Annotated in this window: 19 protein-coding genes; 10 read left to right on the plus strand and 9 right to left on the minus strand. The window is 73.2% G+C overall.

The genetic code is table 11. The annotated features are described in order from the left end of the window. Positions 1-302 precede the first annotated feature (302 nt). Positions 303-914, plus strand: a complete 612-nt coding sequence (locus tag EES41_RS11965; RefSeq protein WP_123077917.1) for a winged helix-turn-helix domain-containing protein — start codon at positions 303-305, stop codon at positions 912-914. Between the two features lie 52 nt (positions 915-966). Here the strand turns inward: EES41_RS11965 and EES41_RS11970 are convergent, their stop codons facing one another. Both EES41_RS11970 and EES41_RS11975 read right to left on the minus strand, forming a co-directional pair. Next, positions 967-2307 (minus strand): PepSY domain-containing protein, encoded by a 1341-nt coding sequence (locus EES41_RS11970; RefSeq protein WP_254211752.1) that lies wholly within the window; start codon positions 2305-2307, stop codon positions 967-969. 410 nt (positions 2308-2717) lie between these two features. Beyond that, a complete protein-coding gene (locus EES41_RS11975; protein ID WP_216827255.1) occupies positions 2718-3635 on the minus strand; it encodes a hypothetical protein in 918 nt (305 codons plus the stop codon). A 177-nt stretch (positions 3636-3812) separates the two neighbouring features. Between EES41_RS11975 and EES41_RS11980 the strand changes: the two genes are divergently transcribed. The 8 genes from EES41_RS11980 to EES41_RS12015 all read left to right on the plus strand — a co-directional run bounded on the left by EES41_RS11980 (position 3813) and on the right by EES41_RS12015 (position 11388). Further along, a complete protein-coding gene (locus tag EES41_RS11980; protein ID WP_254211411.1) occupies positions 3813-4412 on the plus strand; it encodes a rhomboid-like protein in 600 nt (199 codons plus the stop codon). A gap of 39 nt (positions 4413-4451) precedes the next feature. Further along, positions 4452-5246 (plus strand): tyrosine-protein phosphatase, encoded by a 795-nt coding sequence (locus EES41_RS11985; RefSeq protein WP_123077923.1) that lies wholly within the window; start codon positions 4452-4454, stop codon positions 5244-5246. A 98-nt stretch (positions 5247-5344) separates the two neighbouring features. Continuing rightward, a complete protein-coding gene (locus EES41_RS11990) occupies positions 5345-7285 on the plus strand; it encodes a hypothetical protein (RefSeq protein ID WP_123077925.1) in 1941 nt (646 codons plus the stop codon). 64 nt (positions 7286-7349) lie between these two features. Then, a complete protein-coding gene (locus tag EES41_RS11995; RefSeq protein WP_123077927.1) occupies positions 7350-8246 on the plus strand; it encodes a metal-dependent hydrolase in 897 nt (298 codons plus the stop codon). Further along, positions 8243-9289 (plus strand): PDR/VanB family oxidoreductase, encoded by a 1047-nt coding sequence (locus EES41_RS12000; RefSeq protein WP_123077930.1) that lies wholly within the window; start codon positions 8243-8245, stop codon positions 9287-9289. The genes EES41_RS11995 and EES41_RS12000 overlap by 4 nt, the downstream gene beginning before the upstream one ends. Before the next feature lie 74 nt (positions 9290-9363). Beyond that, on the plus strand, positions 9364-10062 hold the full coding sequence (locus EES41_RS12005; RefSeq protein ID WP_123077932.1) for a TetR/AcrR family transcriptional regulator: 699 nt from the start codon (positions 9364-9366) through the stop codon (positions 10060-10062). Positions 10063-10086: 24 nt separating this feature from the next. After that, positions 10087-10611, plus strand: coding sequence for a GNAT family N-acetyltransferase (locus tag EES41_RS12010; protein ID WP_123077934.1), 525 nt, complete (start codon positions 10087-10089; stop codon positions 10609-10611). 156 nt (positions 10612-10767) lie between these two features. Further along, a complete protein-coding gene (locus tag EES41_RS12015) occupies positions 10768-11388 on the plus strand; it encodes a polysaccharide deacetylase (RefSeq protein WP_123077936.1) in 621 nt (206 codons plus the stop codon). 97 nt (positions 11389-11485) lie between these two features. On the opposite strand, the gene pulA is transcribed toward EES41_RS12015, so the two are convergent. The 7 genes from pulA to EES41_RS12050 all read right to left on the minus strand — a co-directional run bounded on the left by pulA (position 11486) and on the right by EES41_RS12050 (position 24697). Beyond that, complete coding sequence (pulA, locus tag EES41_RS12020; protein ID WP_254211753.1) at positions 11486-16846, minus strand: pullulanase-type alpha-1,6-glucosidase; 5361 nt, start codon at positions 16844-16846, stop codon at positions 11486-11488. 97 nt (positions 16847-16943) lie between these two features. Next, positions 16944-18656: a carbohydrate-binding module family 20 domain-containing protein gene (locus tag EES41_RS12025; RefSeq protein ID WP_123077940.1), complete on the minus strand. Its 1713-nt coding sequence runs from the start codon at positions 18654-18656 to the stop codon at positions 16944-16946. A gap of 172 nt (positions 18657-18828) precedes the next feature. Beyond that, positions 18829-19839, minus strand: coding sequence for a LacI family DNA-binding transcriptional regulator (locus EES41_RS12030; RefSeq protein WP_254211412.1), 1011 nt, complete (start codon positions 19837-19839; stop codon positions 18829-18831). Next, positions 19827-21428: a glycoside hydrolase family 13 protein gene (locus EES41_RS12035; protein ID WP_123077944.1), complete on the minus strand. Its 1602-nt coding sequence runs from the start codon at positions 21426-21428 to the stop codon at positions 19827-19829. The genes EES41_RS12030 and EES41_RS12035 overlap by 13 nt, the downstream gene beginning before the upstream one ends. 95 nt (positions 21429-21523) lie before the next feature. After that, entirely contained in the window at positions 21524-22381 is an 858-nt protein-coding gene (locus EES41_RS12040; protein ID WP_123077946.1) for a sugar ABC transporter permease, read from the minus strand. Further along, complete coding sequence (locus EES41_RS12045) at positions 22378-23415, minus strand: carbohydrate ABC transporter permease (protein WP_123077948.1); 1038 nt, start codon at positions 23413-23415, stop codon at positions 22378-22380. The genes EES41_RS12040 and EES41_RS12045 overlap by 4 nt, the downstream gene beginning before the upstream one ends. Before the next feature lie 7 nt (positions 23416-23422). Continuing rightward, positions 23423-24697, minus strand: a complete 1275-nt coding sequence (locus EES41_RS12050) for an extracellular solute-binding protein (RefSeq protein ID WP_123077950.1) — start codon at positions 24695-24697, stop codon at positions 23423-23425. A gap of 222 nt (positions 24698-24919) precedes the next feature. On the opposite strand from EES41_RS12050, the gene EES41_RS12055 reads away from it, so the two are divergent. After that, the gene (locus tag EES41_RS12055; protein WP_123077952.1) at positions 24920-26542 is read left to right on the plus strand and encodes a glycoside hydrolase family 13 protein; all 1623 of its coding nucleotides are present in this window, start codon (positions 24920-24922) and stop codon (positions 26540-26542) included. Positions 26543-26558: the final 16 nt, after the last annotated feature.

Genomic DNA, 26558 nt, shown 5'->3' on the forward strand with positions numbered 1-26558 from the left:
CCACCAGGTGAGACATACCCTGCCCAGGTTCACCACCATCTGCTTCAATGAGGCCATGGCCAGCCACCCGCACTACACCCCGTCAGGTCGCAGCGACCTCGAACCGTTCTGGCCGTCCCGTCAGGACCACGATTTCGACCGGGTGTGTCGCCGCGCGAAGAACGCGCCGGCCCTCTAAAGCCTTCCGGGACCTCCACCAGACCTGCCCCGGGGCCTTCGGTCTGCGCGGTACGACAACGACGACTTACGACGCCATGCGTACGTCTCCTGCCGACCACTCCGCGTGAAAGAGCTGACCACTCATGACCAACACCCGTTCCCTCGCCTCCGCCCCCTCCTCCGCCGCGACCGCACCGCTGCCGTTCCCGCCCAGTCCGCGCCACCGGCTGCGCGCCGTGGACCGGGACGAGGTCGCCCGGGTCGTGGACCTCCTGCCGCCCGGCGCCACCTGGCTGCCCGCGCCGCAGCACAGCCTGCCGACGCTGCCGGGCCAGCCGCCGATGATCGGCTACCTGGTCCTCGTACCCGCCGAACACCAGCCGCAGCCGCAGCCGTCCGCGCTCCACCGCGGCCCGCAGGCCGTCGCCGGGCACCCGGCGGCGGCGGCCGAGACCCCGGCCTCGACCCTCGGCGACTCCCTGGTCCGCATCGACACCGCGCGGCGCACCGCCGAGGTCGAGGGCGAGCTCCTCGACCTCACGTACCTGGAGTTCGAGCTGCTGGCCCACCTGGTGGCGCACCCGCACCGGGTGCACAGCCGCGACCAGCTGGTGACCACGGTGTGGGGCTACGGCCACGTCGGCGACGGCCGGACCGTGGACGTCCACATCGCCCGGCTGCGCCGCAAGCTGGGCGCGGCCCACCGCGACGCGATCCAGACGGTGCGCCGGGTGGGCTACAAGTACGCGCCGTGAGCCCCGGGCCCGTACCCCGCGACCGGCGGGAGTACGGGCCCGTTCCGCGTTCCTAGGCCCGTGCGGCGGCGGCGCGGCGGCCGGCCACGAAGCCGAGCAGCACGTCGATCGCGAGGAACGCGATCAGGCTGATCCCGAGCATCGGTACGAACCAGCCCACCACCGCGGTCACGGCGGCGAGCGGCAGCAGCAGGGTCACGGGCGCCTTCCGCCAGGCCCCGCGGGGCTGCGGGCGGCCGAAGGAGAGCGCGCGGTCCTTGGTGGGCCGGCGCAGCCACCACATCCGGTAGCCCCAGAACACCAGGAACATCAGCGCGACGGCGAGCGCGGCCAGCGCGAGCTGGTTGGCGAGCCCGAAGGTCTGGCCCATGTGCAGGTCGATGCCGAAGCGGGTCAGCTGGGCGAGGACGGGGTAGTCGGCGAAGCGCAGTTCGTCCATGACCTTGCCGTCGGCGGGGTCCACGGCGACGGCGTCCAGGTGCACCGGCACCTGCTTGTCCTGCTCCTTGATCACATAGCCCTTGCCCTCGGCGGGCAGCGTGACGCGCACGTGGTCGCTGACCCCGGCGGCCCGGGCGGCCTCGACGGCCTTGTCGATGCCGATGTCGGCGGTGGGCTGCGGCGGGGGCATCTGCGCACCCCCGGGCATCTGGTGCCCGGCGTGTTCGTCGGCCCCGGCGGAGTCCGCGGCCTCGCCGAGGGTGGCGGAGACGGCGGGGGTGGCCCCGCCGAGGCGGTCCTGGAGCTCCCCGATGTTCTCACCGGCGTACTTCGACCAGGTCAGGCCGGTCGCGGACAGCGCGACGAGACCGGCGACGGCCCAGAGGCCGACGACCCCGTGCCAGGACAGGGTCTTGCGGCGGCCGGTGGCCTTGCGGTCGGGCAGGACGAGCAGCGCGCGGCGGGAGCGGCGCCGGCCGATCCACAGGGCCAGGCCGCCGAGGGCGACCACCCACAGCCAGCTGGCGGCGAGTTCGCTGTAGTTCCGGCCGAACTCGCCGAGCTGGAGGCTGGAGTGGAACTCGCTCAGCCAGGCGCGCAGGGGCAGCGCGTCGCCCTCGGTGGTGAGCTGCCCGCGCACGTCGGCGGTATACGGGTCGACGAAGACGGTGAGGGTCTCGCCCTCCGCGAGCCCCGGCTTCTCCATGACCACCCGGGTGGTGTCCGCGGCCTCGGGCGCGGGCCATACGCCGATCACCTTGCCGGTGGGGGCGGCGCTCTGGGCGGCCCGGACCTGCGTGCTGAGCGGCACGGCGCCGTCGCCGACGCGGGAGACGGTCAGTTCGTCGGAGTAGACGATGCTCTCGGCCTGCCAGGACAGCGCGTAGAGCAGACCGGTACCGGCGGCGATGAACAGCAGCGGGGCGATGAGCAGCCCGGCGTAGAAGTGCATCCGCAGCACGAGCGGCCGCACCGCAGCCCACCCCCCGGAACGCGGGCCTCTGCCAGACGGGGCCTCGGGGTCCGGGGTGCCGTTGCCCGGGTCCGGGGCGTCGGCGCCCGCAACCGGGGCGCCGGAGCCCGAGGCGTCGGCGCCCGCGACCGGGGCATCGGCGCCCAGGTCAGGGGCGCCGGAGCCCGATGCGTCGGCGCCCGCGACCGGGGCATCGGTACTGGAGCCCGAGGTGTCAGCGCCCAGGACCGGGGCATCGGCGCGCGAGGGGGTGGGGGTGGTGGTGTCCGCGGGGCGGATGGTTTGGCTCTCGTCAAGAGACATGGTGGTCCTCAGGGTTGGCGAAGACATGGGTGATGAGCCCCGGGTCTCGCCTCCCCCTCGCCGTGGGGCGGGAGGTGCGCCGGTCGTCAGGCGCGGGCAGGCAGGCCGGGGGCCGTGGCTCGGAGGGCACGGCCCCCGGGCGGTCCCCGCCGCACGACGGCATGGGCGTGCACGGCCCCCCGCAGCCGGCGCGGCCGCGCACAGGTCCGGCGGGGCGCGGGCCGCGGCGGTACGGGAGCCACCTGGGTCCGTACCAGCGCGAGCGCGCTGGCCAGCGGCCGGGCGGCGAGCAGCGCGGTCGCGCCGAGGGCCCGGGCCAGCCGGAAGACGGCGACCTCGCCCCAGGCGAGCCAGCCGGCGCAGAACAGGGCGGCGAGCAGGTGGGCGGCGATCATTCCGAGGCCACCGTGCCCGGCCATCGCGAACAGACCGGTCAGCCAGTCGAGACCGTCCATGCCGGTCATGCCGGTCATGCCGTCGAGGCCGGTCAGGCCACTCCCACCGGACAGGCCCGTCATGCCGGTCAGGCCGTCCATGACCGACGAGCCCGACAGACCAGTCATGTGGTCCATGCCGCCCATGCCACCCACGCCGTCCATGACCGATGGGCCCGACATGTGGTGCACGCCGTCCATGGCCGACGAGGCCGACAGGCCCGGAACGCCGCTCAGGCCGTCCACCGCCGGTGAGGCCGGCAGGCCCGGCATGTGGTGCACGCCGTCCATGGCCGACGAGCCCGACAGGCCGTCCACGGCCGGCGGGGGCGACGTGTGGGGCATGCCCTCCGTGGGCGATGAGCCCGACGCGGTCGCCGGTAGGCCGGGGGCCGGCGGGTGGGGGTGGCCGGCGGTCGTCGCGGGCGTCTGGCTTCCGGAAAGGGTGAGGTGCAGGACCCCCTGCGCGGCGAGCAGCGAGGCGGTGATCCCGTAGGGCCCCCGGCGGCGCCCGGCGGCGAGCCAGGCGAGGGCCCCGATCACCCCAAAGGCGCAGAGAAGGCCCGTCATCGGAATATCCATGCCGGACATGTACGAATGCCCCGCCGCGGCCAAAGCGACACACACCGCCGCGAACATCGCGGCCCGCGTGGCGCGCATCGGCGCGAAAGTGTCAGGCATGGCCGGAACATGCTCCCACGGGGGCCGGTGCCCACCCACGAGAGGGCCGTATCTCATCATGATCGGATGAATTCATTGCCATGGGTTCCCCCACTGGGCGTCGTGTACGCCGGCGGCGTCCAGTGCGGCGCGTTCGCCCTGGAGCGGCTGGACCCGGCGGAGCGGGAGCGGGTGTTGCGCGGCTGCTCGACGAATGTCGACAACCTCGCCGCCGGGCGCTGGGAAACGCTGCTGAGCAGTGCCTTCGTCGTCGAGGAGCCGATGCCGCTGCCGTACGCGCTGCTGCTGGTCGCGGTCCTCGGCTACGCCGAGTACGCGTACGGGGCCTGGTGGACCGCGGCGGTGTTCCTCTTCGGCCACGCCGCCGCCTCGCTCCTCGTCTACGGGGTCCTGCGCGGGTCGGCCGGTACGCACACCCGGCGGTCCCTGGACGTGGGCAGCAGCTACGGGTTCAACGCCGTGCTCGGCGCGCTGACCTCGGCGCTGCCGCGCGGCGCGGTGCGCACCACCGCACGGGTGGGGCTGCTGGCGCTCGCGGCCGTCCCGGTGCTGAAGCGGGAGCGGACCTTCACCGACGCCGGCCATCTGGTGGCGCTGGGGCTCGGGGTCGGCCTCTCGGTGGCCCTCGATTGCCTTCCCCGGACGAAACATCCGAAAATCGCCTAGATGACACGCGTCACCCCGCACACCGCTGGAGCTGCCACGATGACCGCCACCCCCTCCACCACCGTCGCCAACTTCCGCGACCTCGGCGGCACCCCCCTCGCGGGCGGCCGCACCGTGCGCCCCGGCCTCCTCCTGCGCTCCGGCCAGCTCGACCGCCTCGACCTCGACGCCGATCCGGCGGTGGCCGCCCTGGGGATCCGCACCGTCATCGACTTCCGCACCGCCGGGGAGCGCGCCGCTCACCCCGACCGGGTGCCGGACGGGGCCCGGCTGCTGATCGCCGACGTCCTCGCCGACACGATGAGCGCGGGCAAGGCACCCGCCGCGGCCCAGCTCAAGGACCTGCTTTCCGACCCGGCCGTCGCCGAGGAGCACCTGGGCGGCGGCAGGGCGCGGGCCATGTTCGCCGACATCTACCGGTCCTTCGTCCGCTCCGGATCGGCGCAGGCCTCGTTCCGGACGCTGCTCACCGAGGCCGCCGACCCGGCCGCCGGCCCGCTGCTCTTCCACTGCACGGCCGGCAAGGACCGTACGGGCTGGGGCGCGACCGTCGTCCTGTCGCTGCTCGGCGCCGACGACGAGACCCTGATGGCCGAATACCTCTCGGTCAACCCGGCGGTGCGGCAGGCCTTCGCCCCGATGATCGAGGGCTTCACGGCGGCCGGCGGCGACCCGGAGCTCGCGCTGGCGCTGATCGGGGTGTTCCCCTCGTACCTGGAGGCGGCGCTCGACGAGGTCGCCGCCCGCTACGGGTCGATGGAGAAGTACGTGCGCGAGGGCCTGGGCGTCCCCGACGAGACGACGCGGGCGCTGCGGGACCGGCTGACCGCCTGAGCCGCCCCCGGCCCCCGGCCCCCGGCCCCCGGCCGCGCGAGCCCCCCAGCCGCCCGAGCCGCCCCCGGGCCGGGTGACCATCCGACGATTCGCTCGTTCTGCTGAACGTGACTGCGCCGGATACCGCCACCCGCCCCTCGTCTCCCGTGCCGCCCGACGTCGAGCAGGCCGAGGCCGCCATCGTCGAGCACTACCCGCGGCTGGTGCGGCTCGCCTACCTGGTGCTGCCGCCCGCCCTCGGCCGGAGCCGCCGGGTGCTCACCGCCCATTCGCTGACCCAGCGCGCCCTGCCGCGCGGGCGCCGGGGCGCCGGACCGGCTCCGGTGCGCGGCGGGGTCCCGGCGCAGCGCGGCGAGGCGGAAGAGGCCGAGTCGGGGTACGCGTACGTCCGGCAGCGGGTGCTGCGCGCCGCCCTGGAGGCCGGTGTCCCGCTGACCTTCCGGGCGCTGCCGCTGCCCGGGCAGCTGCCGGTGCTGCTCCCCCAGGTGTGGGGGCTGCGGCTGTTCCCGCGCTCGGGCGGGGCCGAGGAGCTGGCGCTGGACCAGTGGCTGGCCGCCCTGACCGGGCCCGGCCGGGCCGCCTGCGTGCTGCGCGCGCTGGAGCGGCTGCCGGAGCCGGAGGTGCTGCGGGCCCTGACGCGGGCCGGGGTGGCGGACCCCGCGGCGGCGGTCGCGGAATCCGGGGACGCGGCGCACGACGCCCTGTTCGCCTCCCCCGAGTTCGACCCGTGCGTCCTTCAGGCGCGGCCCACCGATCTGCTGCGGCGGCGCCGTTTCGTACGGGCCGCCCTGGCCGCCGGGGCCGCGCTCGCGGTGTGCGGGGCGCTGCTCGCGCTGCCGGGCGGGGGCTGGGGGGCGGACGGGGCGGCGGCCCCGCCGTACGCGCTGAACGCCGCGGCGGAGCAGGCCCTGGACCCCGGGATGCTGACGCGGGTCTCGCCCGGCGTCTGGCGGACCTCCTCCCGTACCGACTTCTCCGCGTGGCCCGCCCGCGGCGACCGGGCCGACGACACCGAGCTGCTGCGCCGGGCGCTGGCCGCCTGGGCCCGGCCCGGCGCGTCCGTGGTCGTCTCGGCGACGCCGGGCACCCCGGCGGGCCCGCCGATGGGGCCGCCGCAGCTGCTGTTCTCGGGCGTCGTCGACCAGGCCGTCGTGGTCCTGCTGTACGACGGGCTGCGCGTGGTCCGCTACGCCGAGCCGCTGACCGGGACCGGTCTCGTCGGCCTCGACTTCGCCCGGACCGACGGGGCGTCGGCGGACACCGCGACCGCCTTGGTGCTCAGCCGCGTGGACGGCAACGCCCGCTATCTGACGGCGCCCTGGGTGACGGGCGCGGCCCTGCGGGACCTGCTCAAGCCGGCCGAGCGCCCGGCGGTGCTGAAGCTGACCCCGGACGGGGTCACTCCGCCGGTGGTGAGCCCCGCCCCCGCGGGCGGCTGCACCGCCTGGAACGCGCTGGCCCTGACCGGCGACGGGGCGACCCGGCTGGTCACGGACCTGGGGGAGCTGACCCCGGCCCGGCTGACCTCGGGGGCGCCGGGCGCGGAGCGCGACGTGACGGAGGCGGCGGAGCTCGGCGAGTGGTCGCGTACCGCGTGTCTGCTGCCCTCGGTGCGCTCGCACGGGGTCCGTACGGTCAACGCCTGGACGTACGCGAAGCAGCCGCTGCCCGAGGGCGACGGCACCGCGACCTGGCTGTGCTCCCGGGCCGAGACCTGGCAGGGCACCGCGGACCGGGTGCAGGCGCAGTTCCTGGCCCCGGGCGCGCCGCTGGCGGCCCAGGCGGCGAAGGCCGAGGGCTCGCCGGCGTGCGGGCCGCGGGAGCCCCGGGTGCTGGCGGGCGTGCTGTGGAAGTCGCGGGCCGGGCAGTGGTACGTCCTGGCGGCGGGCAGTGCGCAGTTCGCCTCGCTGGCGGTGTCGGGCGGCGGGGTGAGCGGGACGGTGAACGCCAACCGGCTGGCGGTGAAGGCTCCGGCGGGCGCGCAGGTGGACCTGACGGGCAAGCTGACGGACGGCTCGAAGGCGGGGGTGCTGCGCTGAGAGGCGCTCAGGAAGTGGGTGCAGAGGGGTTCTCCCGGGCCTTACCCATCAGTACATTGACGCCATGTCTAATACGCCGCCCGCGCCCGCCCCCGTGGCGTCGCAGCACATGGACCTGAGCGCCCGGAACGTGTCCTTCGACTGGGAGGACACCCCGCTGCACTGGCTGCCCTCCGATCCGTTCGCCGGGCACACCATCAACGTGCTGCACCTGCTGCTGCCCGCGGGTGAGCGCTGGTTCGTGCACGTCTACAAGCAGGTGCTCCCGTACATCACGGACGAGCGGCTGCGCGCGGACGTCATCGGGTTCATCGGCCAGGAGGCGATGCACGCCGCCGCGCACGACGACGTGCTCCCGCACCTGAAGCGGCTCGGCCTGGACCCGACCCCGTACACGGCGCAGGTGGACTGGCTGTTCGAGAAGCTGCTCGGGGACCGGACGCTGCCGCCGGGCAGGGCGCGCGAGTGGTGGCTGATGGAGCGGGTCGCGCTGATCGCGGCCATCGAGCACTACACGGCGTTCCTGGGCGACTGGGTGCTGAACGCGGACGAGCTGGACCGGCGCGGGGCGGACCCGATGATGCTGGACCTGCTGCGCTGGCACGGCGCGGAGGAGGTGGAGCACCGCTCGGTCGCCTTCGACCTGTTCATGCACGTGGACGGCGGCTACCGGCGCCGGGCCCGGACCTGGGCGACCGCCTTCGGGGCGCTGGTCTTCCTGTGGCAGCGCGGGACCCGCTTCTTCCTGGAGAACGACCCCGAACTGCCCGCCGCCAAGGCCTCCCTGGGCCAGTTCTTCCGGGCGGGGCAGCAGGGCGTGCTCCCCTCCGCGGGCGCGATGCTGCGCTCGATCCCGACGTACCTCTCCCGTACGTACCACCCCTCGCAGGAGGGCTCCACGGCCCAGGCGGTGGCCTACCTGGCCTCCTCCCCCGGCGCGAACGGCGGGGTGCGGGCATGAGGCGCGCGCTGACCGTGACGGCGGTGGCGGGCGCCGCGTTCTGGACCCGGCGCGCCCTGCGCCGGCGCATCGGGCGCTCCCCGCTGTGGCCGCTGCCCGCGCTGGAGACCCCGGTCTCGGGCCACTCCCCGCGGCGGCGGCTGCGGGCCCTGATCGTCTCGCGCACGCAGCCGGCCGAGGGGGTGCTGCGGCTGGTGCTGGAAGAGGCGGACCTGCCGGCCTGGACCCCGGGCGCGCACGTGGACGTCGTCCTGCCGTCGGGGCTGGTACGGCAGTACTCGCTGTGCGGGGACCCGGCCCGGGCGGGCCGGTACACGATCGCGATCCGCCTGGTCGAGGACGGCCGCGGCGGCTCCCGCGAGGCGCACGCGCGGCTGGTGGAGGGCGCGGAGCTCGAACTGCGCCCGCCGCGCAACCGGTTCGCGCTGGTCCCGGCGGCCTCGTACGTGTTCGTCGCGGGCGGCATCGGCATCACCCCGCTCCTCCCGATGCTCCGGGCGGCCACCGCGGCCGGAGCGGACTGGTCCCTGCTGTACGGGGGCCGCAGCCGCGCCTCCATGCCGTTCCTCGACGAACTCGCGGCCTACGGGGACCGGGTCACCGTCCTCCCGCAGGACGAGACGGGCCTGCCCGACCTGAGCCCGCTCGCCCGGGCGGCGCCGGGCACCCCGGTCTACTGCTGCGGCCCCGAACCGCTGATGGCGGCGGTCCTGGCGGCGGCCCCGGACCCGGCGGCGGTCCACCTGGAGCGCTTCGCCCCGGCGGCGGCCGCCGGCCCCGCCCGCCCGTTCACGGTGACCCTGCGCCGCAGCGGCCGCACCGTCCGGGTCGGCGCGGACGAAACCGCCCTCGCGGCCGTCCGCCGGGAGCTCCCGAACACCCCGTACAGCTGTGAGCAGGGCTTCTGCGGAACCTGCCAACACCGGGTGCTGGCGGGCGAGGTGGACCACCGCGACGAGCTCCTGACGGACGCGGAGCGCGAGGACTCCATGCTGCTGTGCGTCTCCCGGGCCGCGTCGGACCACCTGACCCTGGACCTGTAACGGCCCCGCCACCGAGGGCATTCGGAGGGCGCCGCCCTGGTCAGAGGTGGGGAGGGGCGAAGTAGGGTGTCCGCATGACAACCGGGGTGCGACGCAGGATGGGTGTCGAGGAGCGGCGGCAGCAGCTGATCGGGGTAGCCCTGGAGCTGTTCAGCCACCGGTCGCCCGACGATGTGTCGATCGACGAGATCGCGGCGGCGGCCGGGATATCCAGGCCGCTCGTCTACCACTACTTCCCGGGCAAGCTCAGCCTGTACGAGGCCGCGCTGCGCCGGGCGGCCGACGACCTGGCGCAGCGGTTCGTGGAGCCCCAGGAGGGGCCGCTCGGATCGCGGCTGCTCCGGGTCATGGGGCGGTTCTTCGCGTTCGTCGACGATCACGGCCCGGGCTTCTCGGCGCTGATGCGCGGGGGGCCGGCCGCCGGGAGCAGCCGGGCCAACGCGCTGATCGACGAGGTCCGGCAGGCGGCGTACGAGCAGATCCTCAAGCACATCGGCATCGAGCGGCCGCCCGCGCGGCTGGCTCTCGTCGTGCGGTCCTGGGTGTCGCTCGCCGAGTCCACGGCGCTGATCTGGCTCGACGGCCGGGAGATCCCGCGGGCCGAGCTGGAGTTGCAGCTGGTGCACGACTTCGCCGCGCTGGCCGCCGTCAGCGCCGCGTACGACGAGGAGATGGCCCAGATCCTGGTGCGGATCCTCGCCGACGAGCCCGCCGACGGGCCCTTCGGAGTGCTGGTCGGGCGGATGGCGGCGCTGATTCCGGGGCCCGCCTGAGCGTGCCCACGCGATAATGCCCGCGTGATCATTGACGACGGGATGTTGTTCCGGCAGGCCGTGGAGAAGGACGCCGGCACGCTGGTGAAGCTGTACGACCAGGCGGCCCGGTGGATGCGGGCGAACGGCATCGACCAGTGGAAGCCGGGCGGTAAGGACACCGCGCACTTCCGCGCGAGGATGCGCGACGGCGAGGTGTGGCTCGCCGAGGACGCCGACGGGCGGGTCGTGGGGGCGTACGAGCTCTGGTGGTCCGACGAGGAGGCCTGGGGCGTGCAGCCGCCCGTCGCGGGCTACGTGCACCGGCTGATGGTGGAGCGCGAGGCCGCGCCCGCGGGCGCGGGGCGCCGGATACTCGACCACGCCGAGTGGCGGATCGCCCGGACCGGGCGGGAGCGGGCGCGGCTGGACTGCGTCTCCTCCAACCCCCGGCTGGTCGACTACTACCAGGGCGCGGGCTACCGGGTCGTCGGAGAATTTCCGTCCAAGAAGGGCCAGGACGGGAAGGTCTACGGCGTGATCCTGCTGGAGCGGCGTCTCGACGGCTGACCGGCCGCCGCACGCACAGGTCCCGGAGCGCGCGCAAGCCCCCGGCGCGCGCCATGTCGGGTCCCCTCTCGGCCGTGCCGCCCCCCATCTGTTGCCCCCCGCTCCGGGACGCCGGTACAGATGGTCGCGACCAGTCGGTACCAGGAGGGGAATGCCGTGAAGAATTCCATGAGCAAGGCCGCGGGCGCCGTCTTGGGGCTGGCGCTGGCGGGTGTGCTGGGGGCCACGGGTGTGGCGCAGGCCCAGGCGCGGCCGTCGGTGCAGGCTCCGGCTCCGGCGGGCAGCGCGGCGGTCGCGGGGCCTTCCGCCGTACGGGCGCCGGCCTCGGTGATCGCCGAGGTGGAGGCGGCGACGGCACGGCAGCACGCGTTCGCGCCGAACGCCCGGGTCGTCTGTTACTCCGCGCACGTCCAGGACATCGGCTGGCAGGCGGCGGTGTGCGACGGCCAGGTCGCCGGGACGACGGGGCAGGGCCGGCGGATGGAGGCCGTCGTGATCGCGACGCGTGGGGTCGGCGGCGTCTGCGCCAACGCCCACCTCGCCGAAGTCGGCTGGCAGGGCTGGGCCTGCGCCGGTGAGGGCGCGGCAGTGACGGTCGGCACCACCGGTCAGTCGCGGCGGATGGAGGCCCTCGGGGTGCAGGTCGGCTCAGGCGGCGTGGCCGCGCAGGCGCACATCGCGAACTACGGCTGGCTGAACTCGGCGGCCGGCAACCCGGTGTACGTGGGGAGCACGGGCCAGTCGCTCCAGATGGAGGCCGTCCGCATCTGGGCCTGACGCCCCGGCCCGATGCCCCACCTGGCGAGGGCATCGGGCGGCGGGACGGCCCGTGACGAAGCGGCGGCGGACCATGGCCGCCGCTTCGTCCTTCGGATCAGGACCGCTTGAAGACCGCGACCGTACGGGCCGGGACCGTGAACTCCCCCGTCGCGGCGTCGTAGGCGGACCGCTTCACGGCCGCGTCCGCGCCGGCGGCCTGGACCGGGTGCAGGGCGTAGGCCCGGCCCGCGAGGTCCGGTACGCGCTGGCGCCCGGCGGCGGGCGTGGAGTTGAAGACCACCACCAGGTCCCCCAGCGTCATGGTGATCACGCCCGGGGTCTCGTCCTTGCCCGACAGCGGGAAGCCCAGGGCGGACTGGACCGCCTGCGCCGTGGTGAGGCCGAAGGCGGGTTCCGTCGTACGGATCCGCAGCAGGTCCCGGTAGGCCGCCGAGGCGCCCGTGATGTCGGCGCACGCGGGTGCGGGGCCGCTCAGCAGGGGCTTGGCGTACGGCCACTTCGCCCGGTTGTCGGCCGCCGGCGGCAGGCCCCGGCCGAAGCCGTTGCCGCTGCCGTCGCCGCAGTCCCAGTGGATGGCGTTGAACCAGTCCCCGCTGTCGAACGAGTTGCGGTCCAGGGACTTGGAGCGCAGCAGGTCGGTGCCCGCCTGGGACAGGGACGGGCCCTGCGAGAGCGTGCTCACGGCCATCGCCAGCACCTGGAGACGGGCCTTGTCGGCCTCCGGGGTGCCCTGCGGCAGCTTGTAGGTCAGGGCGTCGTGGAGGGACTCGTTGTCGTGGGCGTCCACGTAGGCGAGCGCGTCGCCGGGAGCGGCCGCGTACCCGGCCGGGGCGCCGTTGTAGTCCACCTCGGAGCCCTTGACCCGGCGGCCGGAGGTGTCCGTGAAGACGTACGAGGCGAGGTTCCCGGACAGTCCGACCTTGATCAGGTCCTGGTCGTGCAGCAGCCGGGCCCGCTGCTCCTCGGGAGTGCCGTTGGCGGGCGAGGAGTTCGGCGCCGTGAACAGCCCCGAGGCGAAGCCCTGGACGCGCGGGTCCTCGTCGAAGGGGCCGCCGCCGCGCACCGCGTCGCGGGCCCGGTCGGAGAAGGTGGCGATGCCGGTGCCGGCCATGTTCTTCTGCGTGGCCTGGACGAAGCGGGCGTCGTCGGCGACCTCGCCGAAGTTCCAGCCCTCGCCGTAGAGGACGATCTTCTTGCCGTCCACCCCGTCCTTGCGGAGGGTCAGGGCGTCCAGGGCCGCGCGGACGGCCAGGATGTTGTCCTTCGGGTGGTGTCCCATCAGGTCGAAGCGGAAGCCGTCGACCTTGTACTCCTTCGCCCAGGTCACGACGGAGTCCACGACGAGCCGGCCCATCATGGCGTTCTCGGGCGCGGTGTTGGAGCAGCAGGTGGAGGTGGCCACGCTGCCGTCGGCGAGCAGCCGCTGGTAGTAGCCGGGCACGATGCGGTCCAGGACCGACTTGTCCGCCTGGCCGGAGGCCACGGTGTGGTTGTAGACCACGTCCATGACGGTCCGCAGTCCGGCGCCGTTCAGCGACTGGACCATCCTGCGGAACTCGACGGTGCGGGCGGTGCCGTTCGGGTCGCTCGCGTACGAGCCCTCGGGCACGGTGTAGTGCAGCGGGTCGTAACCCCAGTTGTACGCGTCCTTCGCCGCGGCGGCGGTGACGCAGGCCTGCTGCTCCTCGGAGTCCGGCGCGTACGCCTTGAGGTCGCAGGCGGGTTCGGTGCGGTCCGAGGGCTTCTCCGGGACGGTGGCGATGTCGAAGGCCGGCAGGAGGTGGACGTAGGAGGTGCCGGAGGCGGCCAGCGAGCGCAGGTGCTTCATGCCCGCCGAGTCCGTGTCGGTGAAGGCCAGGTACTGGCCGGGGTGCCCGCTCGTGCGGTCCGCGACCGAGAAGTCGCGGATGTGCAGCTCCTGGATCTGCGCCGAGGCGAACGGGACGGCGGCGGGCTTGCGCAGGTCGCGCCAGCCGGGCGGGGCGAGCTTCGGGTCGGCGAGGTCCACGACCAGGCTGTGCGTGGAGTCCGTGGTCAGGGCCGTGGAGTATGGGTCGGTGACCAGGTTGCGCACGGTCTGCCCGGTGCTCGGGGCCCAGACGGTGACGGCGTAGCGGTAGGGCTTTGCGGTCCAGCCGCGCTCGCCGCGCACCGACCAGACGCCGGTGGTGTCGTCGCGGCGCATCGCGAGGGTGCGGCCGTCGAGTTCGAGGGAGACCTGCTGGGCCGTGGGGGCCCAGACGGAGAGGGTCGGGCGGCCGCCCTCGAAGACCGGGCCGAGCCGGGCGTTCGTCGCGTACAGGTCGTCGAGCACGCCGGCGAGCTGGACGCCGGTCGCGGCGAGCACGGCGCCGTTCGCGGCGCGGGCGCTCGCGACGAGCTGGCCGCGCAGGGCCTCGCGGACGCGCTCCCGGTCACGGGGATCGACGGTGTAGGCGGTGTACGAGGCCAGGTGCGGGAACTTTCGCCGCTGTGCCTCGGTGAGCGCGGACTTGGCCAGGCGCAGCCACCGGGCGCTCTCGCCGCCGGTGAGGGTGCCGTTCGCGGCCTTGACCGTGCCCTCGCGGGAGGCCAGGAGCTGGACGGAGGCGGCGGCCGCGGGGGCGTTCCAGGCGAGGGTGTCGCGGTCGATCCAGACGGCCTGGGCCTTGGTGAGGTCCAGGGCGGCGGAGGAGCCGGCGGGCTGCGGGAGGAGGTAGGCGGCCCGGCCGCCCAGCATCCAGACCTCGTGGCCGGTGGCCGTGAGGTCGAGGGACTGGTCGGAGGGGAGGTCCTTCTCGTCCCCCTTGTGGAGGATGTAGCTCAGGCTGGTGGCGCCGGCCGCGAGGGGGACCTCGTAGACCGCGCCGTAGGAGTCGGTGCGGGTGGGCGGCAGCGGCTTGGACCAGTCGGTGGGGTTCGCGGCGCCGGTCCAGACGTGCAGGCCCCAGCCGTCGTGGGCGCCGTCGGGGCGCTGGTAGTGCAGGACGGCCTTGCTCTGGTCGGCCGGCGGGGTGGCGGGGCGGTCGGTGCGGGCGGCTTCCTTGCCCTGCTCCAGCCAGATCTCGCCGGTGCGGGTGACGTCGATGGCGCGGTCGGCGGCGACGTCCTTGGCGCCGTCCTTGTCGATGACGAGGTAGCCGACGGAGGAGGCGCCGGGCTTGAGCTTGACGTGGGCGAAGGCGCCGTAGGCGTCGCGGCCGGTGAAGCCGTGTCCCTCCGGCCAGGAGGTGGACTCCCCGTCGGCGATGTCGCCCCAGGCGTACAGCCGCCAGTTCGTGTAGTCGCCGTCGGGGCGGTTGTAGTGGACGACGGCGTAGTCGCGCTGGGTGGCGGTGGGGACGGGGACGGGCGGGGCCTGGCCCGCGACGGACGCGGCGAGGGCGCTCGCGGTGCGGCCGGCGGCGTCGATGACGACGGCCTTGTAGCGCAGGGCGGTGCCGGCCGGGGCGGTGACGTGCTGGGTGACCTTGTACGGGGCGTGGTCGGCGGAGCCGAGCACCTGCCAGGGCTCGTTGCCGGCCTGGGCGGCGAAGACGACCCGGTTCAGGCCGCCGCCGGTGACGTCGGCGGAGAGTTCGACGGTGCCGGTGGCCGCCGCCGGGGCCCTCAGGGTGAGGGCGGGCCTGGTGGCGGGGGCGGCGAGCGGGGCAAGGCCCTGGAGGACCACCGAGCCGAGGGCGGGGACGACGACGGTGAGCTTGCCGGCGGCGGAGGCACGGATCAGGGCGGTGCCGCCGTACAGGGTGCGGTACTGGGCGCCGGCCGGGGCGTCGATCTCGACGGTCCGGGACTCGGCGGCGTTGTTGGCGGCGACCAGGTACTCGGTGCGGCCGCGGGTGTCGGTGCGGCTGTCGGTGCGGGCGAAGGCGTAGACGGAGCCATCGGAGAAACGTTCACTCTGGACGCCGTCGCGCAGGGCCGGGTGCTCCTTGGTCAGCTTGGAGAGCGCACTGATCTGCTGGTAGAGCGGGTGTCCCGGATCGTAAGCGTCGCTCGCGTGCGTGCGCGCCGTTCCGAGCTGGTCGTCGTCCAGGTAGTCGGCGACCCGGGAGGCGAACAGCGGCTGGCGGGCGTCCTTGTCGCCACCCGCGCCGGTGAACCCCTGCTCGTCACCGGAGTAGATCACCGGGTTGCCCCGGGAGAGGAACATCAGCTCGTTGGCGAGCCGGTACCGGTCCAGCAGCTCGGGCTCCCCCGCCCCCGGCCGGTCCTGCTTCAGGAAGGTCCCGAAGCGGCCCATGTCGTGGTTGCCGAGGAAGGTCACCTGTTCGTAGGCGTTGGCCTTGTCGGTGGTGTACCGGTAGTCCTCGCCCAGTACGGAGGCCAGCCGGCCGGCTCCCGCGCCCTGGGAGGCGTACGCGCGGATCGCGTCCTGGAGCGGGAAGTCGAGGGTGGCGTCGAGGCGCCCGCGCGTCACGTACGGGGAGGTGACGGCGGTGTCGGCGGAGTAGACCTCGCCGAACATGAAGAAGTTCTTCCGGCCGCGCTGGGCGGCGTACTTGTCGAGGGCCGTCGCCCACTGGGTCCAGAAGCCGGTGTTGACGTGCTTGACCGTGTCGATCCGGAAGCCGTCGATACGGAAGTCCTTGACCCACTTCTCGTAGATCTTCTCCATCCCGCTCACCACCTCGGGACGCTCGGTCCACAGGTCGTCGAGGCCGGCGAAGTCGCCCTGCTCGGAGGACTCCCCGGCGAAGGTGGAATCACCCCGGTTGTGGTACATCGTCGGGTCGTTGAGCCAGGCCGGGACCTTGAGGTCCTTCTTCGCGTCGGGGACGAAGGGGGTGCGCGGGAAGGAGCCGGCGTCGGTCCGGGGGAACTTCCCCTTGCCTTCCGCGTACGCGGCGTCGTCGAAGGGCACGCCGTCCTTGGTCAGATAGGGGAACGCCCCCTTCGACAGGTACGAGTGGGACGCCTCCCGGTAGTCCACCACATCGGCGGTGTGATTGGTGATGACGTCGAAGAAGACCTTCATCCCCTTCCCGTGCGCCTTGTCGATCAGCCGCTCCAGGTCGGCGTTGGTGCCGAAGTGCGGATCGACCTGCGTGAAGTCGGTGATCCAGTACCCGTGGTACCCGGCGGAGGCATCGGCCCCCTTCCCCTGCACCGGCTGGTTCTTGAAGATCGGCGCCATCCAGATGGCGGTGGTGCCGAGCCCCTTGATGTAGTCGAGCCGGTCGGTCAGCCCCTTGAGGTCACCGCCCTGGTAGAAGCCCTTGTCCGTGGGGTCCAGGCCCGTCTCCAGCCGGGTGCCGGTCAGCCCGCCCCGGTCGTTGCGCGGATCGCCGTTCGCGAACCGGTCGGGGAGGACGCAGTAGAACTGCTCCCGGGTCAGGTCGTGCCGGGCCGGCTCGGCGGCCAGCTTCGCGTCCGAGGGCGGTGCGGGCGGCCGGGCGGCCGCTGCCGCGGCGGGGAGGGAGGGCAGGAGCGTCACGGCCAGGGCGGCGGCGAGCACTCCTGCGGCAGGGCGTATCAAGGCGGGTCTCCTTGTGTACGTGTCGCACGGATGAGGGCCGCCCGGCGTGGCGGGGATGATGGTGCCGGGCGGCCCTGGTCGGTGGGGCGAGGGCTCAGCCGCGCCAGGTGTCGGTCAGCGTGACCCTGCCGCTCGCGGGCACGGTGGCGGTGCGGTTGGCGCCGCTCTCCCAGGTGACGTTTCCGGCGGCGTCCTTGCGGAGGTACTTGTACGAGAACGCGGCGCCGGCCGGGAGCGTCACGTCGAGCCTCCAGACGGGATAGGCCGCCGGGTCGAGCTTCAGGGCGCTCCCGGTGTTCCAGCCGCCGAGCTCGGCGCGGTCACCGGTGACGTAGATGTTCTGCCCGGGAACGGTGGTGGCGCTGACTCCGAAGGCGGCCCCCGCGGACCCCGCCGGGGTGGATGCGCAGGTACGGGCCCCGGTGTGCAGGGCGAGGGCGGTCCCGGCGCCGAGGGTGGCGGTGAACTGCCCGCCAGAGCCGACCGTGACGGTCCGCCCGCTCTGCACGTCGCAGTAGTCGCCGCCCGGCAGCGAGCTCTGGAAGGTCCGGGTCAGCGCGGAACCCTCGTGGTTGATCGCCACGTACGCCTTGGTGCCGCGCCCGAAGGCGATCTGGTCGCCCCCGTTGTCCCACCAGTCGGTGACGGACTGGCCGCGGGCCGCGTTGCGGAAGCCGACCATGGAGGAGATCTCCCGCCAGGCGTGCTGGCACTTCCAGCCGTCGGCGTAACAGGCGTTCACCGTGCCCCCGTTCGGCGGTCCGGCGTCCTTGTCGGTCCACTCGTAGCCGGAGTGCACGTCGGGCGCCCCGTACGGCCAGGCCAGCGCGAACACACTGGCCAGCGTGTAGGCGGAACCGTCCTTGTAGCTGAGGGTGTCGCCCCCGCGCTCGGTGTCGTGGTTGTCGACGAAGACCCCGGCCTGCCCGCTCGGCAGGTAGCCCCAGGCCTCGCCGAAGTTCTTCAGGTGGGCGAGGTCCTCGCTCTGGAAGACCCGCTTGAGGTCCCGGGCGTACCGGAACTCCTGCACGTCCCCGTTCCCCAGGTACTCGCCGGGCGAGACGGCCTCACCGGCCCCGTATATCGCCTCCTGCTTCCAGTACGCGCCCGGGCTGGTCAGCCGGGACTTGATGTTGGCGAGGTCGGCGGCGGGGATGTGCTTGGCGGCGTCGATCCGGAAGCCGTCCACGCCGAGCGAGAGCAGGTCGTTGAGATACCCGGCGATGCGCCCGCGCACGTAGTCCTCGCCGGTGTCCAGGTCGGCGAGCTGCACGAGCTCGCAGTTCTGGATGTTGGCGCGGTCCTGGTAGTTGGAGATCGTGGCCCGGCAGTCGTCCATGTCGGCGCCCGAATAGAGCCCCGGGTAGCCGTACTTCGTGTACGAAGACCCCCCGGTCCCGGTGAGGGTGGCTCCCGCGTCCGCCGGGCCGGCCATGTGGTTGACGACGGAGTCGACGACGACCTTGACCCCGGCGGCGTGACAGGTGTCGACCATCGCCTTGAAGGCGGCCCGGTCCCCGAGCCGCCCGGCGATCTTGTAACTGACGGGCTGGTACGAGGTCCACCACTGCCCGCCCTGTACGTGCTCCTGCGGCGGCGAAACCTGCACGTACCCGTACCCGGCGGGCCCGAGGGAGCCGGTGCAGGCCTTGGCGACGGAGTCGAAGCGCCACTCGAACAGGACGGCGGTGACGTCCTTCTCCCCGGGCGGCGCGGCAACGGCCTGCGGCCCGACGGCGGTCAGGGTGGCGGCGGCGAGCGCGGTGGCGGCGAACAGGGTCGCAGCTCTGACAGCTCTGGCAGGCATGCGGGGGCCTCCTGGCGGAAGAGGTGGGGATTGGAGCGACCGTAGGGGCCAGGTAGGAGCACTGCAAGACTTTGCGCAAGAGATTGCAGAATTGTTTCCGAGGCATGTCCCCGCCCCTCGCCTCCGCCCGGGGCAGGCGGGCGGGGCGGGGCGACCGGGGCGGCGCCGGGGGCTACGGCGCCTGCGCCGTGGAGCCGCGGACCACCAGTTCCGGCTGGAAGACGTACTCCGTGCGCTGGACCGGGGTGCCCGCGACCGACTCCAGGAGGGCGCCGACCGCGGCCGTCGCCATCGCGCGGACCGGCTGGCGGACGGTGGTCAGCGGGGGATCCGTGAAGGCGATCAGCGGGGAGTCGTCGAAGCCGACCACCGAGACGTCCTCGGGCACCCGCAGCCCCCGCCCTCGGGCCGCGCGGATGACGCCGAGGGCCATCGGGTCGCTGCCGCAGACGATGCCCGTGCAGCCGCGGTCGAGCAGGGCGCCGCCCGCCGCGTGGCCGCCCTCCACCGTGAACAGGGTGCGCTGGATGAGCCCCTCGGCCTCCGCCCCGGGGACGGCCGCCACGAAGCCCTGTTCCTTGCGGGCCGACGGGACGTACCGCGTCGGCCCGATGGCGAGGCCGATCCGCCGGTGCCCCAGGTCCGCCAGGTGACGTACCGCCATGTCCGCGGCCGCCCGGTCGTCCGGGGAGATGAACGGGGCGTTGACCTGCTCGTTGAAGCCGTTGATCAGGACGAAGGGGATGCCCCGGGAGGAGAGCCGCTGGTAGCGGGAGGGGTCCGCCGCCGAGTCCGCGTGCAGCCCGGACAGGAACATGATCCCGGTGACCCCCCGCTCCACCAGCTGCTCCACGAGCTCGTCCTCGGTGGCCCCGCCCGGGGTCTGCGTGCACAGCACCGGCGTGTAGCCGTGGCCCGCCAGTGCCTGCTCTATGACCTGCGCGAACGCCGGGAAGATGGGGTTGGTCAGCTCCGGGATCAGCAGGCCCACCAGGCCGTTGCTGCGGCGGCGCAGCCGCACCGGCCGCTCGTAGCCGAGCAGGTCGAGCGCGGCCAGCACCTTGTGCCGGGTGCCGGCCGCGACGCCCGTTTTGCCGTTGAGCACCCGGCTGACGGTCGCCTCGCTGACCTGGGCCTGCGCGGCGATGTCCGTCAGCCGTAGCGGGGAGGTCACACCTGCCACCACACCGCCGTGTCGGCCCCGAGGACCGCGGGATCGGCCGGGGCGGCGCTGGCGAGGAGGACCGTCCCGGGCGGGGTGAGGCGTACGGCCTCGCCCGTGGTGTTGACGGTGCAGACGAAGTCGCCGCGGCGGAACGCCAGCACGCCGGCCGGCGCCGCCAGCCACTCCACCGCGTCGCCCGCGCCCAGGTCCGCCCGCTCCCGGCGGATCCGCAGCGCCGCCCGGTACAGCTCCAGCGTGGAGGCCGGGTCGCCCGTCTGGGCCTCGACGCTCAGCCCGGCCCACTGCGCGGGCTGGGGCAGCCAGCTGCCGCCGTCGCCGAAGCCGTACGGGGCCTCGGTGCCGGACCAGGGCAGCGGCACCCGGCAGCCGTCGCGGAGCCCGTCCTGGCCGTTCTCCTTGAAGAAGGAGGGGTCCTGGCGCACCTCGTCGGGGAGGTCGGTGACCTCGGGCAGGCCGAGTTCCTCGCCCTGGTAGACGTACGCCGAACCGGGCAGGGCCAGCATCAGCAGCGCGGCCGCCCGCGCCCGGGCCAGCCCTTGCTCGCCGCCCCCGTAGCGCGTGACGTGACGTACGACGTCGTGGTTGGACAGCACCCACGTCGACGGGGCGCCCACCGGACGCATCGCGTCGAGGGAGTCGTCGATCGACGCGCGCAGCGCCTCGGCGTCCCAGCCGGTGCCCAGGTAGTGGAAGTTGAAGGCCTGGTGCAGCTCGTCGGGCCGCACGTACAGGGCGGTGCGGTCGGCGCTCGGCGTCCAGGCCTCGGCGACGCCGATGCGGTCGCCGGCGTACTCGTCGAGGACGGTGCGCCAGGAGCGGTAGATCTCGTGGACGCCGTCCTGGTCGAAGAAGGGCAGCACCTGGTTGCCGAGCAGCTTGAGCTGCTCGTCGCGGCCGAGGTCGGGCAGGCCGGGGGCCTTGACGAGGCCGTGGGCGACGTCGATGCGGAAGCCGTCGGTGCCGAGGTCGAGCCAGAACCGCAGGATGGAACGGAACTCGTCCTGGACGGCGGGGTGTTCCCAGTTGAAGTCGGGCTGCTCGGGGGCGAAGAGGTGCAGGTACCACTCGCCGTCCGCGACACGGGTCCAGGCGGGGCCGCCGAAGATGGACTCCCAGTCGTTGGGCGGCTCGGTGCCGTCGGCGCCCCGGCCCGGGCGGAAGTGGAAGCGCTCGCGCAGCGGGGTGCCGGGGCCCTCGGCCAGCGCCTGCTTGAACCATTCGTGCTGGTCGGAGCAGTGGTTGGGGACGAGGTCCACGATGATCCGCAGGCCCAGGGCGTGGGCTTCGCGGATCACGGCGTCGGCGTCGTGCAGGGTGCCGAACATCGGGTCGATGGCCCGGTAGTCGGCGACGTCGTAGCCCGCGTCGGCCTGCGGGGAGGCGTAGAACGGGCTGAGCCAGACGGCGTCGACGCCCAGTTCCTTGAGGTAGGGGAGCCGGCGCCGGACGCCTTCGAGGTCCCCCATCCCGTCCCCGTTGCTGTCGGCGAAGCTGCGCGGATAGACCTGGTAGATCACCGCTTCTCTCCACCAGCCGGGCGTGGTGCCGGTCGTGGTGGGAAGAGCGTCGGCGAGGTGCTGGGTCATGTCGTCCTTGAAGAGATCGGGCCGGGGGTGAGAGGGGGCAGGCAGGGAGGTCAGCCCTGGTCGCGAGCGGCCGGTCGGCGCTCGCCCGAAGGGGGTCAGCCCTTGGTCGCGCCTGCCGTCATCCCGGCGACGAGGTGACGCTGGGCGAAGAGGAAGAAGAGCGCCGCGGGGATCGCGATGAGGACCGAGGCGGCCGTCATCGGACCCCAGTTGGCGGTGTACTGGGTCACGAAGGTCTGCAGGCCCCCGGCCAGGGTGAGGTTCTCGTCGCCGACCATGAAGGCGGAGGCGTACGCGACCTCGCCCCAGGCGGTGATGAACGAGTAGAAGCCGGTGACCGCGAGACCGGGCTTGGCCAGCGGGAGGATGAGGCGCCAGAAGGTGCCGAAGGGGTTGAGCCCGTCGACCCGGCCGGATTCGTCGATCTCGATCGGGATGGTGTCGAAGAACCCCTTCATCATCCAGGCGCAGAACGGCACCGCGATGGTGAGGTAGGTGATGATCAGGCCGAGCGGCTGGTTGAGCAGCCCCATCTGTCCCATGAGGTTGTAGAGCGGGACGATGAGGATGGCCATGGGGAACATCTGCGTGATGAGCAGGGTCCACATCAGCGGCTTCATGCCGGGGAACTTGAACCGGCTGACGGCGTACCCGGTGGTGGCCGCGATGAACACGCCGAGGACGGTGGTGATGCCGGCGACCAGGACGGAGTTGCCGAACCAGGTGAAGAAGGAGGTCTCCTCCACCAGGTACCGGTAGTTGTCGAAGGTGGGTTCCTTGACGAAGTCCGTGGTGATGGCGTGCTTCGCGGGCTTGAGCGAGGTCAGTACGACCCACAGCACCGGGAAGACGGCGATCACGGAGGCCGCGAGCAGGGTGGTGTGCAGGCCGACGGAGGCCAGCGGGGAGCGCTTGCCGCGCGCGGGGGCCGACGTACGAGTGGTCACGGTCACCACACCTCTCCCTGCTTGCGCAGCGAGCGCCGGTAGACCAGCGCGAAGATCATGAGCAGGGCGAGGATCAGCACGCCCCAGGTGGCGGAGCCGGCGAAGTCGCGCGGGCTCGAAATGAAGGCCTCCTTGAAGGCCTGGGTCACCAGGATCTCGGTGGCGTCGCCCGGACCGCCCCGGGTGAGCAGGAAGATCACCGGGAACATGTTGAAGGTCCAGATGGTGGAGAGCAGGATCACCGTCATGCTCACCGAGCGCAGCCCCGGCACGGTGATGTGCCGGAAGCGCTGCCAGGCGGAGGCCCCGTCCATCTCGGCGGCTTCGTAGAGCTCGCCGGGGATCGACTGGAGGCCGCCGAGCAGGGCGACCATCATGAAGGGGACGCCGAGCCAGACGTTGACGCTGATGACGGCGACCTTGGCCCAGGTCGGGTCGTCGAGCCACGGGATCGCGGAGATCCCGCCGCCGTCGAGGAGCTTGTTGAGGATGCCGTTGTCGCGGTTGAAGAGGAACCGCCAGGCGAAGACGGAGACGAAGCCGGGGACGGCCCAGGGCAGGATGAGGGCCATCCGGTAGGCGGCGCGGCCGCGGAACTCGCGGTTCAGCATGTTGGCCAGGACCAGGCCGAGCGTGAAGGTGATCGACACGCACAGCACGGTCCAGGTGACGGTCCACACCAGCCGCTGCAGGAACACGGGGTCGGTGAGGACGTCGGCGTAGTTGTCGAGGCCGACGAACTCGTACGTCGCCTCGATGTGGTTGGCGCCGATCGTCCGGCCGACGTTGCGCTCGTTGGCGTCGGTCAGCGACAGGTAGACGCCGCGGACGAGCGGCCAGCCGATGATCACGCCGAGGACGAGCACCACGGGGGTGACCATGGCCCAGGCGTACCAGTGGGTGGCGAGGGCGCGCCCCAGTCCACCGCCGCTGCGGCCGGTGGCCCTGCTGTCAGTCCAGCGGCTCCGGCCGCGGGCGTCGTCGGTGTCCTCGACGTCGCCCGCGGCCTTCGCCACCGACTGGCTGGTGTGAGCAGCCATCTTCTCGTTACTTCCAGCCCTTGAGGATCTTGCGGAACTCGGTGCCGGCCGCCTTGGCCGCGTCCTCCGGGGTGGAGGCACCGGTGACCGCCTTGGTCCACTCGACCTTCAGCGGCTCGAAGAGGGCGCCGTTCTCCGGGATCCAGGCGCGCTCGACGGCCTTGTCCACGGCCGGCTTGAAGAACTTGACCATCTCGCTGGACTTGACGTCCGGCTGCTCGTAGGCGGCGGTCCGGGTCGGGAGCAGGCTGAGCTCCTTGGTGGACTGCACCTGCACGTCCTGCGAGGTCATGTACTCGACGAAGGCGTGCGCGGCGGAGCGGTTCTTGGAACCGGCGTAGACGGCGAGGTCGTGGCCGCCCTGCGGGGAACCGGCCTTGGCGGAGCCGGCCGGGACGGCGGCGACGCCGAGGTTGGCCTTGTCCTTGAACTGGTCACCGGCGTAGGTGTCGGCGACGGCCCAGGGGCCGTTGATCATCATGGCGACCTCGCCGGACTTGAAGGCCGTCTGCATGTTGTTCCAGCCGTCGGTGGCGTTGGTGATCGCCGCGCCGGAGCTGACCAGGTCGCGGGCGGCCTTGAAGGCCTTGACGCCGGCCGCGTTGTCGACGGTGACCGTCTTGGTCTTCGCGTCGACCAGGTCGCCGCCCTCGCCGTAGATGAACGGCAGGGACCAGTAGGAGTCGTCGCCGCGCAGGTAGTAGCCGGGCTTGCCGGTCTTGGCCTTGACGGCCGCCGAGGCGGTCTTCAGCTCCTCCAGGGTGGTGGGGGGCTGGACGCCGGCGTCGGCAAGCATCTTCTTGTTGTAGAAGAGGCCGAGGGTGTCGATGACCTGCGGGACGGCGTAGGTCTTGCCCTCGAACTTGCCGCTGGCCGCGGCCTGCGGGAGGAACTCGGCGTCGACCTTCTTGGCCGCGTCCGCCGGGACCTCGTCGAGGTAGCCGAGCGAGGCGAAGTCGGCGACCCAGCCGACGTCGGCGCGGATCACGTCGGGAGCGTCGGAGCCGCTGCTGAAGGCGTTCTTGGCCTTGTTCTGCGCGTCGCCGTACGGGATGTTGACGTACTTGACCGTGACCTTCGGGTGCTTCGCCGTGAAGGCCTCGGCGATCTTCTGGAAGGTCGCCTTCTCGGCGTCGCCGGAGGTGTCCCACCACGTGACCGTGCCGGAGAGCTCTCCGCCGGCCTTCGTGTCGCCACCGTCGCCCTTGGTGTCACCGCCGCAAGCCGTAGCCGCGAGCGCCAGGGTCGCGACCAGCGCGGTGGCCGCTATGCCACGCCGCATATGAACTCCTTCGATGATCCCGGCCGCTCCCTCGCGGTCCCGAGTTGCCAGGAACGTAACAAGCCTGAAAGCCGACCGAAAGACCTTGCGGCAATTTTCTGCAAGGGTCGCCGATCGTTACATCCACGTGTCCGTACGGTTGCCGCAGCTTGCTGTTAGTTCGAATGACCTTCGACCCGTCAGGCCCGCAACCAGGGGGCACGCGCGCGCGTTGACCCCGATATGACCCATGACCTGACCGCTTCCCGGCTTGCAAGCGCTTCCAGCAACGCCGCCGCGAACAGCGGCTGGTGGCGTGATGCCGTCATCTACCAGGTGTACGTGCGCTCCTTCGCGGACAGCGACGGAGACGGCGTCGGCGACCTGCGCGGGGTGCGCACGCGCCTGCCGCACCTGGCCCGGCTCGGGGTCGACGCCGTGTGGCTGACCCCCTTCTACGTCTCCCCGCAGGCCGACGGCGGCTACGACGTCGCCGACTACCGGGCCGTCGATCCCCTCTTCGGGGACCTCGCCGACGCCGACGACCTCGTCCGGGCCGCGCACGCGCTGGGGCTGCGGGTCATCGTGGACGTGGTGCCGAACCACACCTCCGAGGAGCACGTCTGGTTCCGCGCCGCCCTCGCCGGGGAGCCCGGGGCCCGCGAGCGGTACTGGTTCCGCCCCGGCCGCGGCGCCGACGGGGCCGAGCCGCCCAACGACTGGGAGTCGGTCTTCGGCGGTCCCGCCTGGACCCGGGTGCCCGACGGCGACTGGTACCTGCACCTGTTCGCCCCCGAGCAGCCCGACCTGAACTGGGACCACCCCGAGGTCGCCGGGGAATTCGCCTCCGTGCTGCGCTTCTGGCTCGACCTCGGCGTGGACGGCTTCCGCGTGGACGTGGCCCACGGCATGGTCAAGGCCCCGGGCCTGCCGGACATCGGCCGCGGCGCCCAGGCCACCCTGATCGGCACCGAGCCGCTCCCCTTCTTCGACCAGGACGGGGTCCACGAGATCCACCGCTCCTGGCGGCTGCTCCTCGACTCCTACGGGGACGGGCGGATCGGGGTCGCCGAGGCCTGGGCCCCCACCTCGGAGCGGCTCGCCCTGTACGTGCGGCCCGACGAGCTGCACCAGGCCTTCAACTTCCGGTTCCTGAACTGCCCCTGGGACCCGGCCGCGATGCGCACCGTCATCGACGAGTCCCTCGCCGCCACCGCCTCGGTCGGCGCCCCGACGACCTGGGTGCTCTCCAACCACGACGTCGTACGTCACGTCACGCGCTACGGGGGCGGCGAGCAAGGGCTGGCCCGGGCGCGGGCGGCCGCGCTGCTGATGCTGGCCCTGCCCGGTTCGGCGTACGTCTACCAGGGCGAGGAACTCGGCCTGCCCGAGGTCACCGACCTCCCCGACGGGGCCCGCCAGGACCCCGCGTTCCACCGCACCGCAGGGCAGGACGGGCTGCGCGACGGCTGCCGGGTGCCGCTGCCCTGGTCCGCCGCCGGGGCCCCGTACGGCTTCGGCGAGGGCGGCAGCTGGCTCCCGCAGCCCGCCGGCTGGGGCGATCTCAGCGTCGAGGCCCAGACCGGCGACCCGCACTCCACGCTGGAGCTGTACCGGGCGGCGCTGGAGCTGCGCCGGGCCCTGCCCGGCCTCGGCTCCCCGGACGCGGGCCCGCTGGGCTGGCTGTCCGCGCCCGAGGGGGTGCTCCTCTTCTCCCGCCCCGGCTTCGCCTGCACCCTCAACACCCTGGGCACCCCGGTCGAAATGTCCTCCCCCGGCCGGCCGGTCCTGTCCAGCGCCCCCGTCGAGACCGACGGCCGCACCGTCCTGCTTCCCCCCGATTCGTGCACGTGGTGGGCTTTCTGAGGCGGCTACCGGTACA

The sequence above is a fragment of the Streptomyces sp. ADI95-16 genome (genome assembly GCF_003721495.1).
Lineage (GTDB): Bacteria > Actinomycetota > Actinomycetes > Streptomycetales > Streptomycetaceae > Streptomyces > Streptomyces goshikiensis.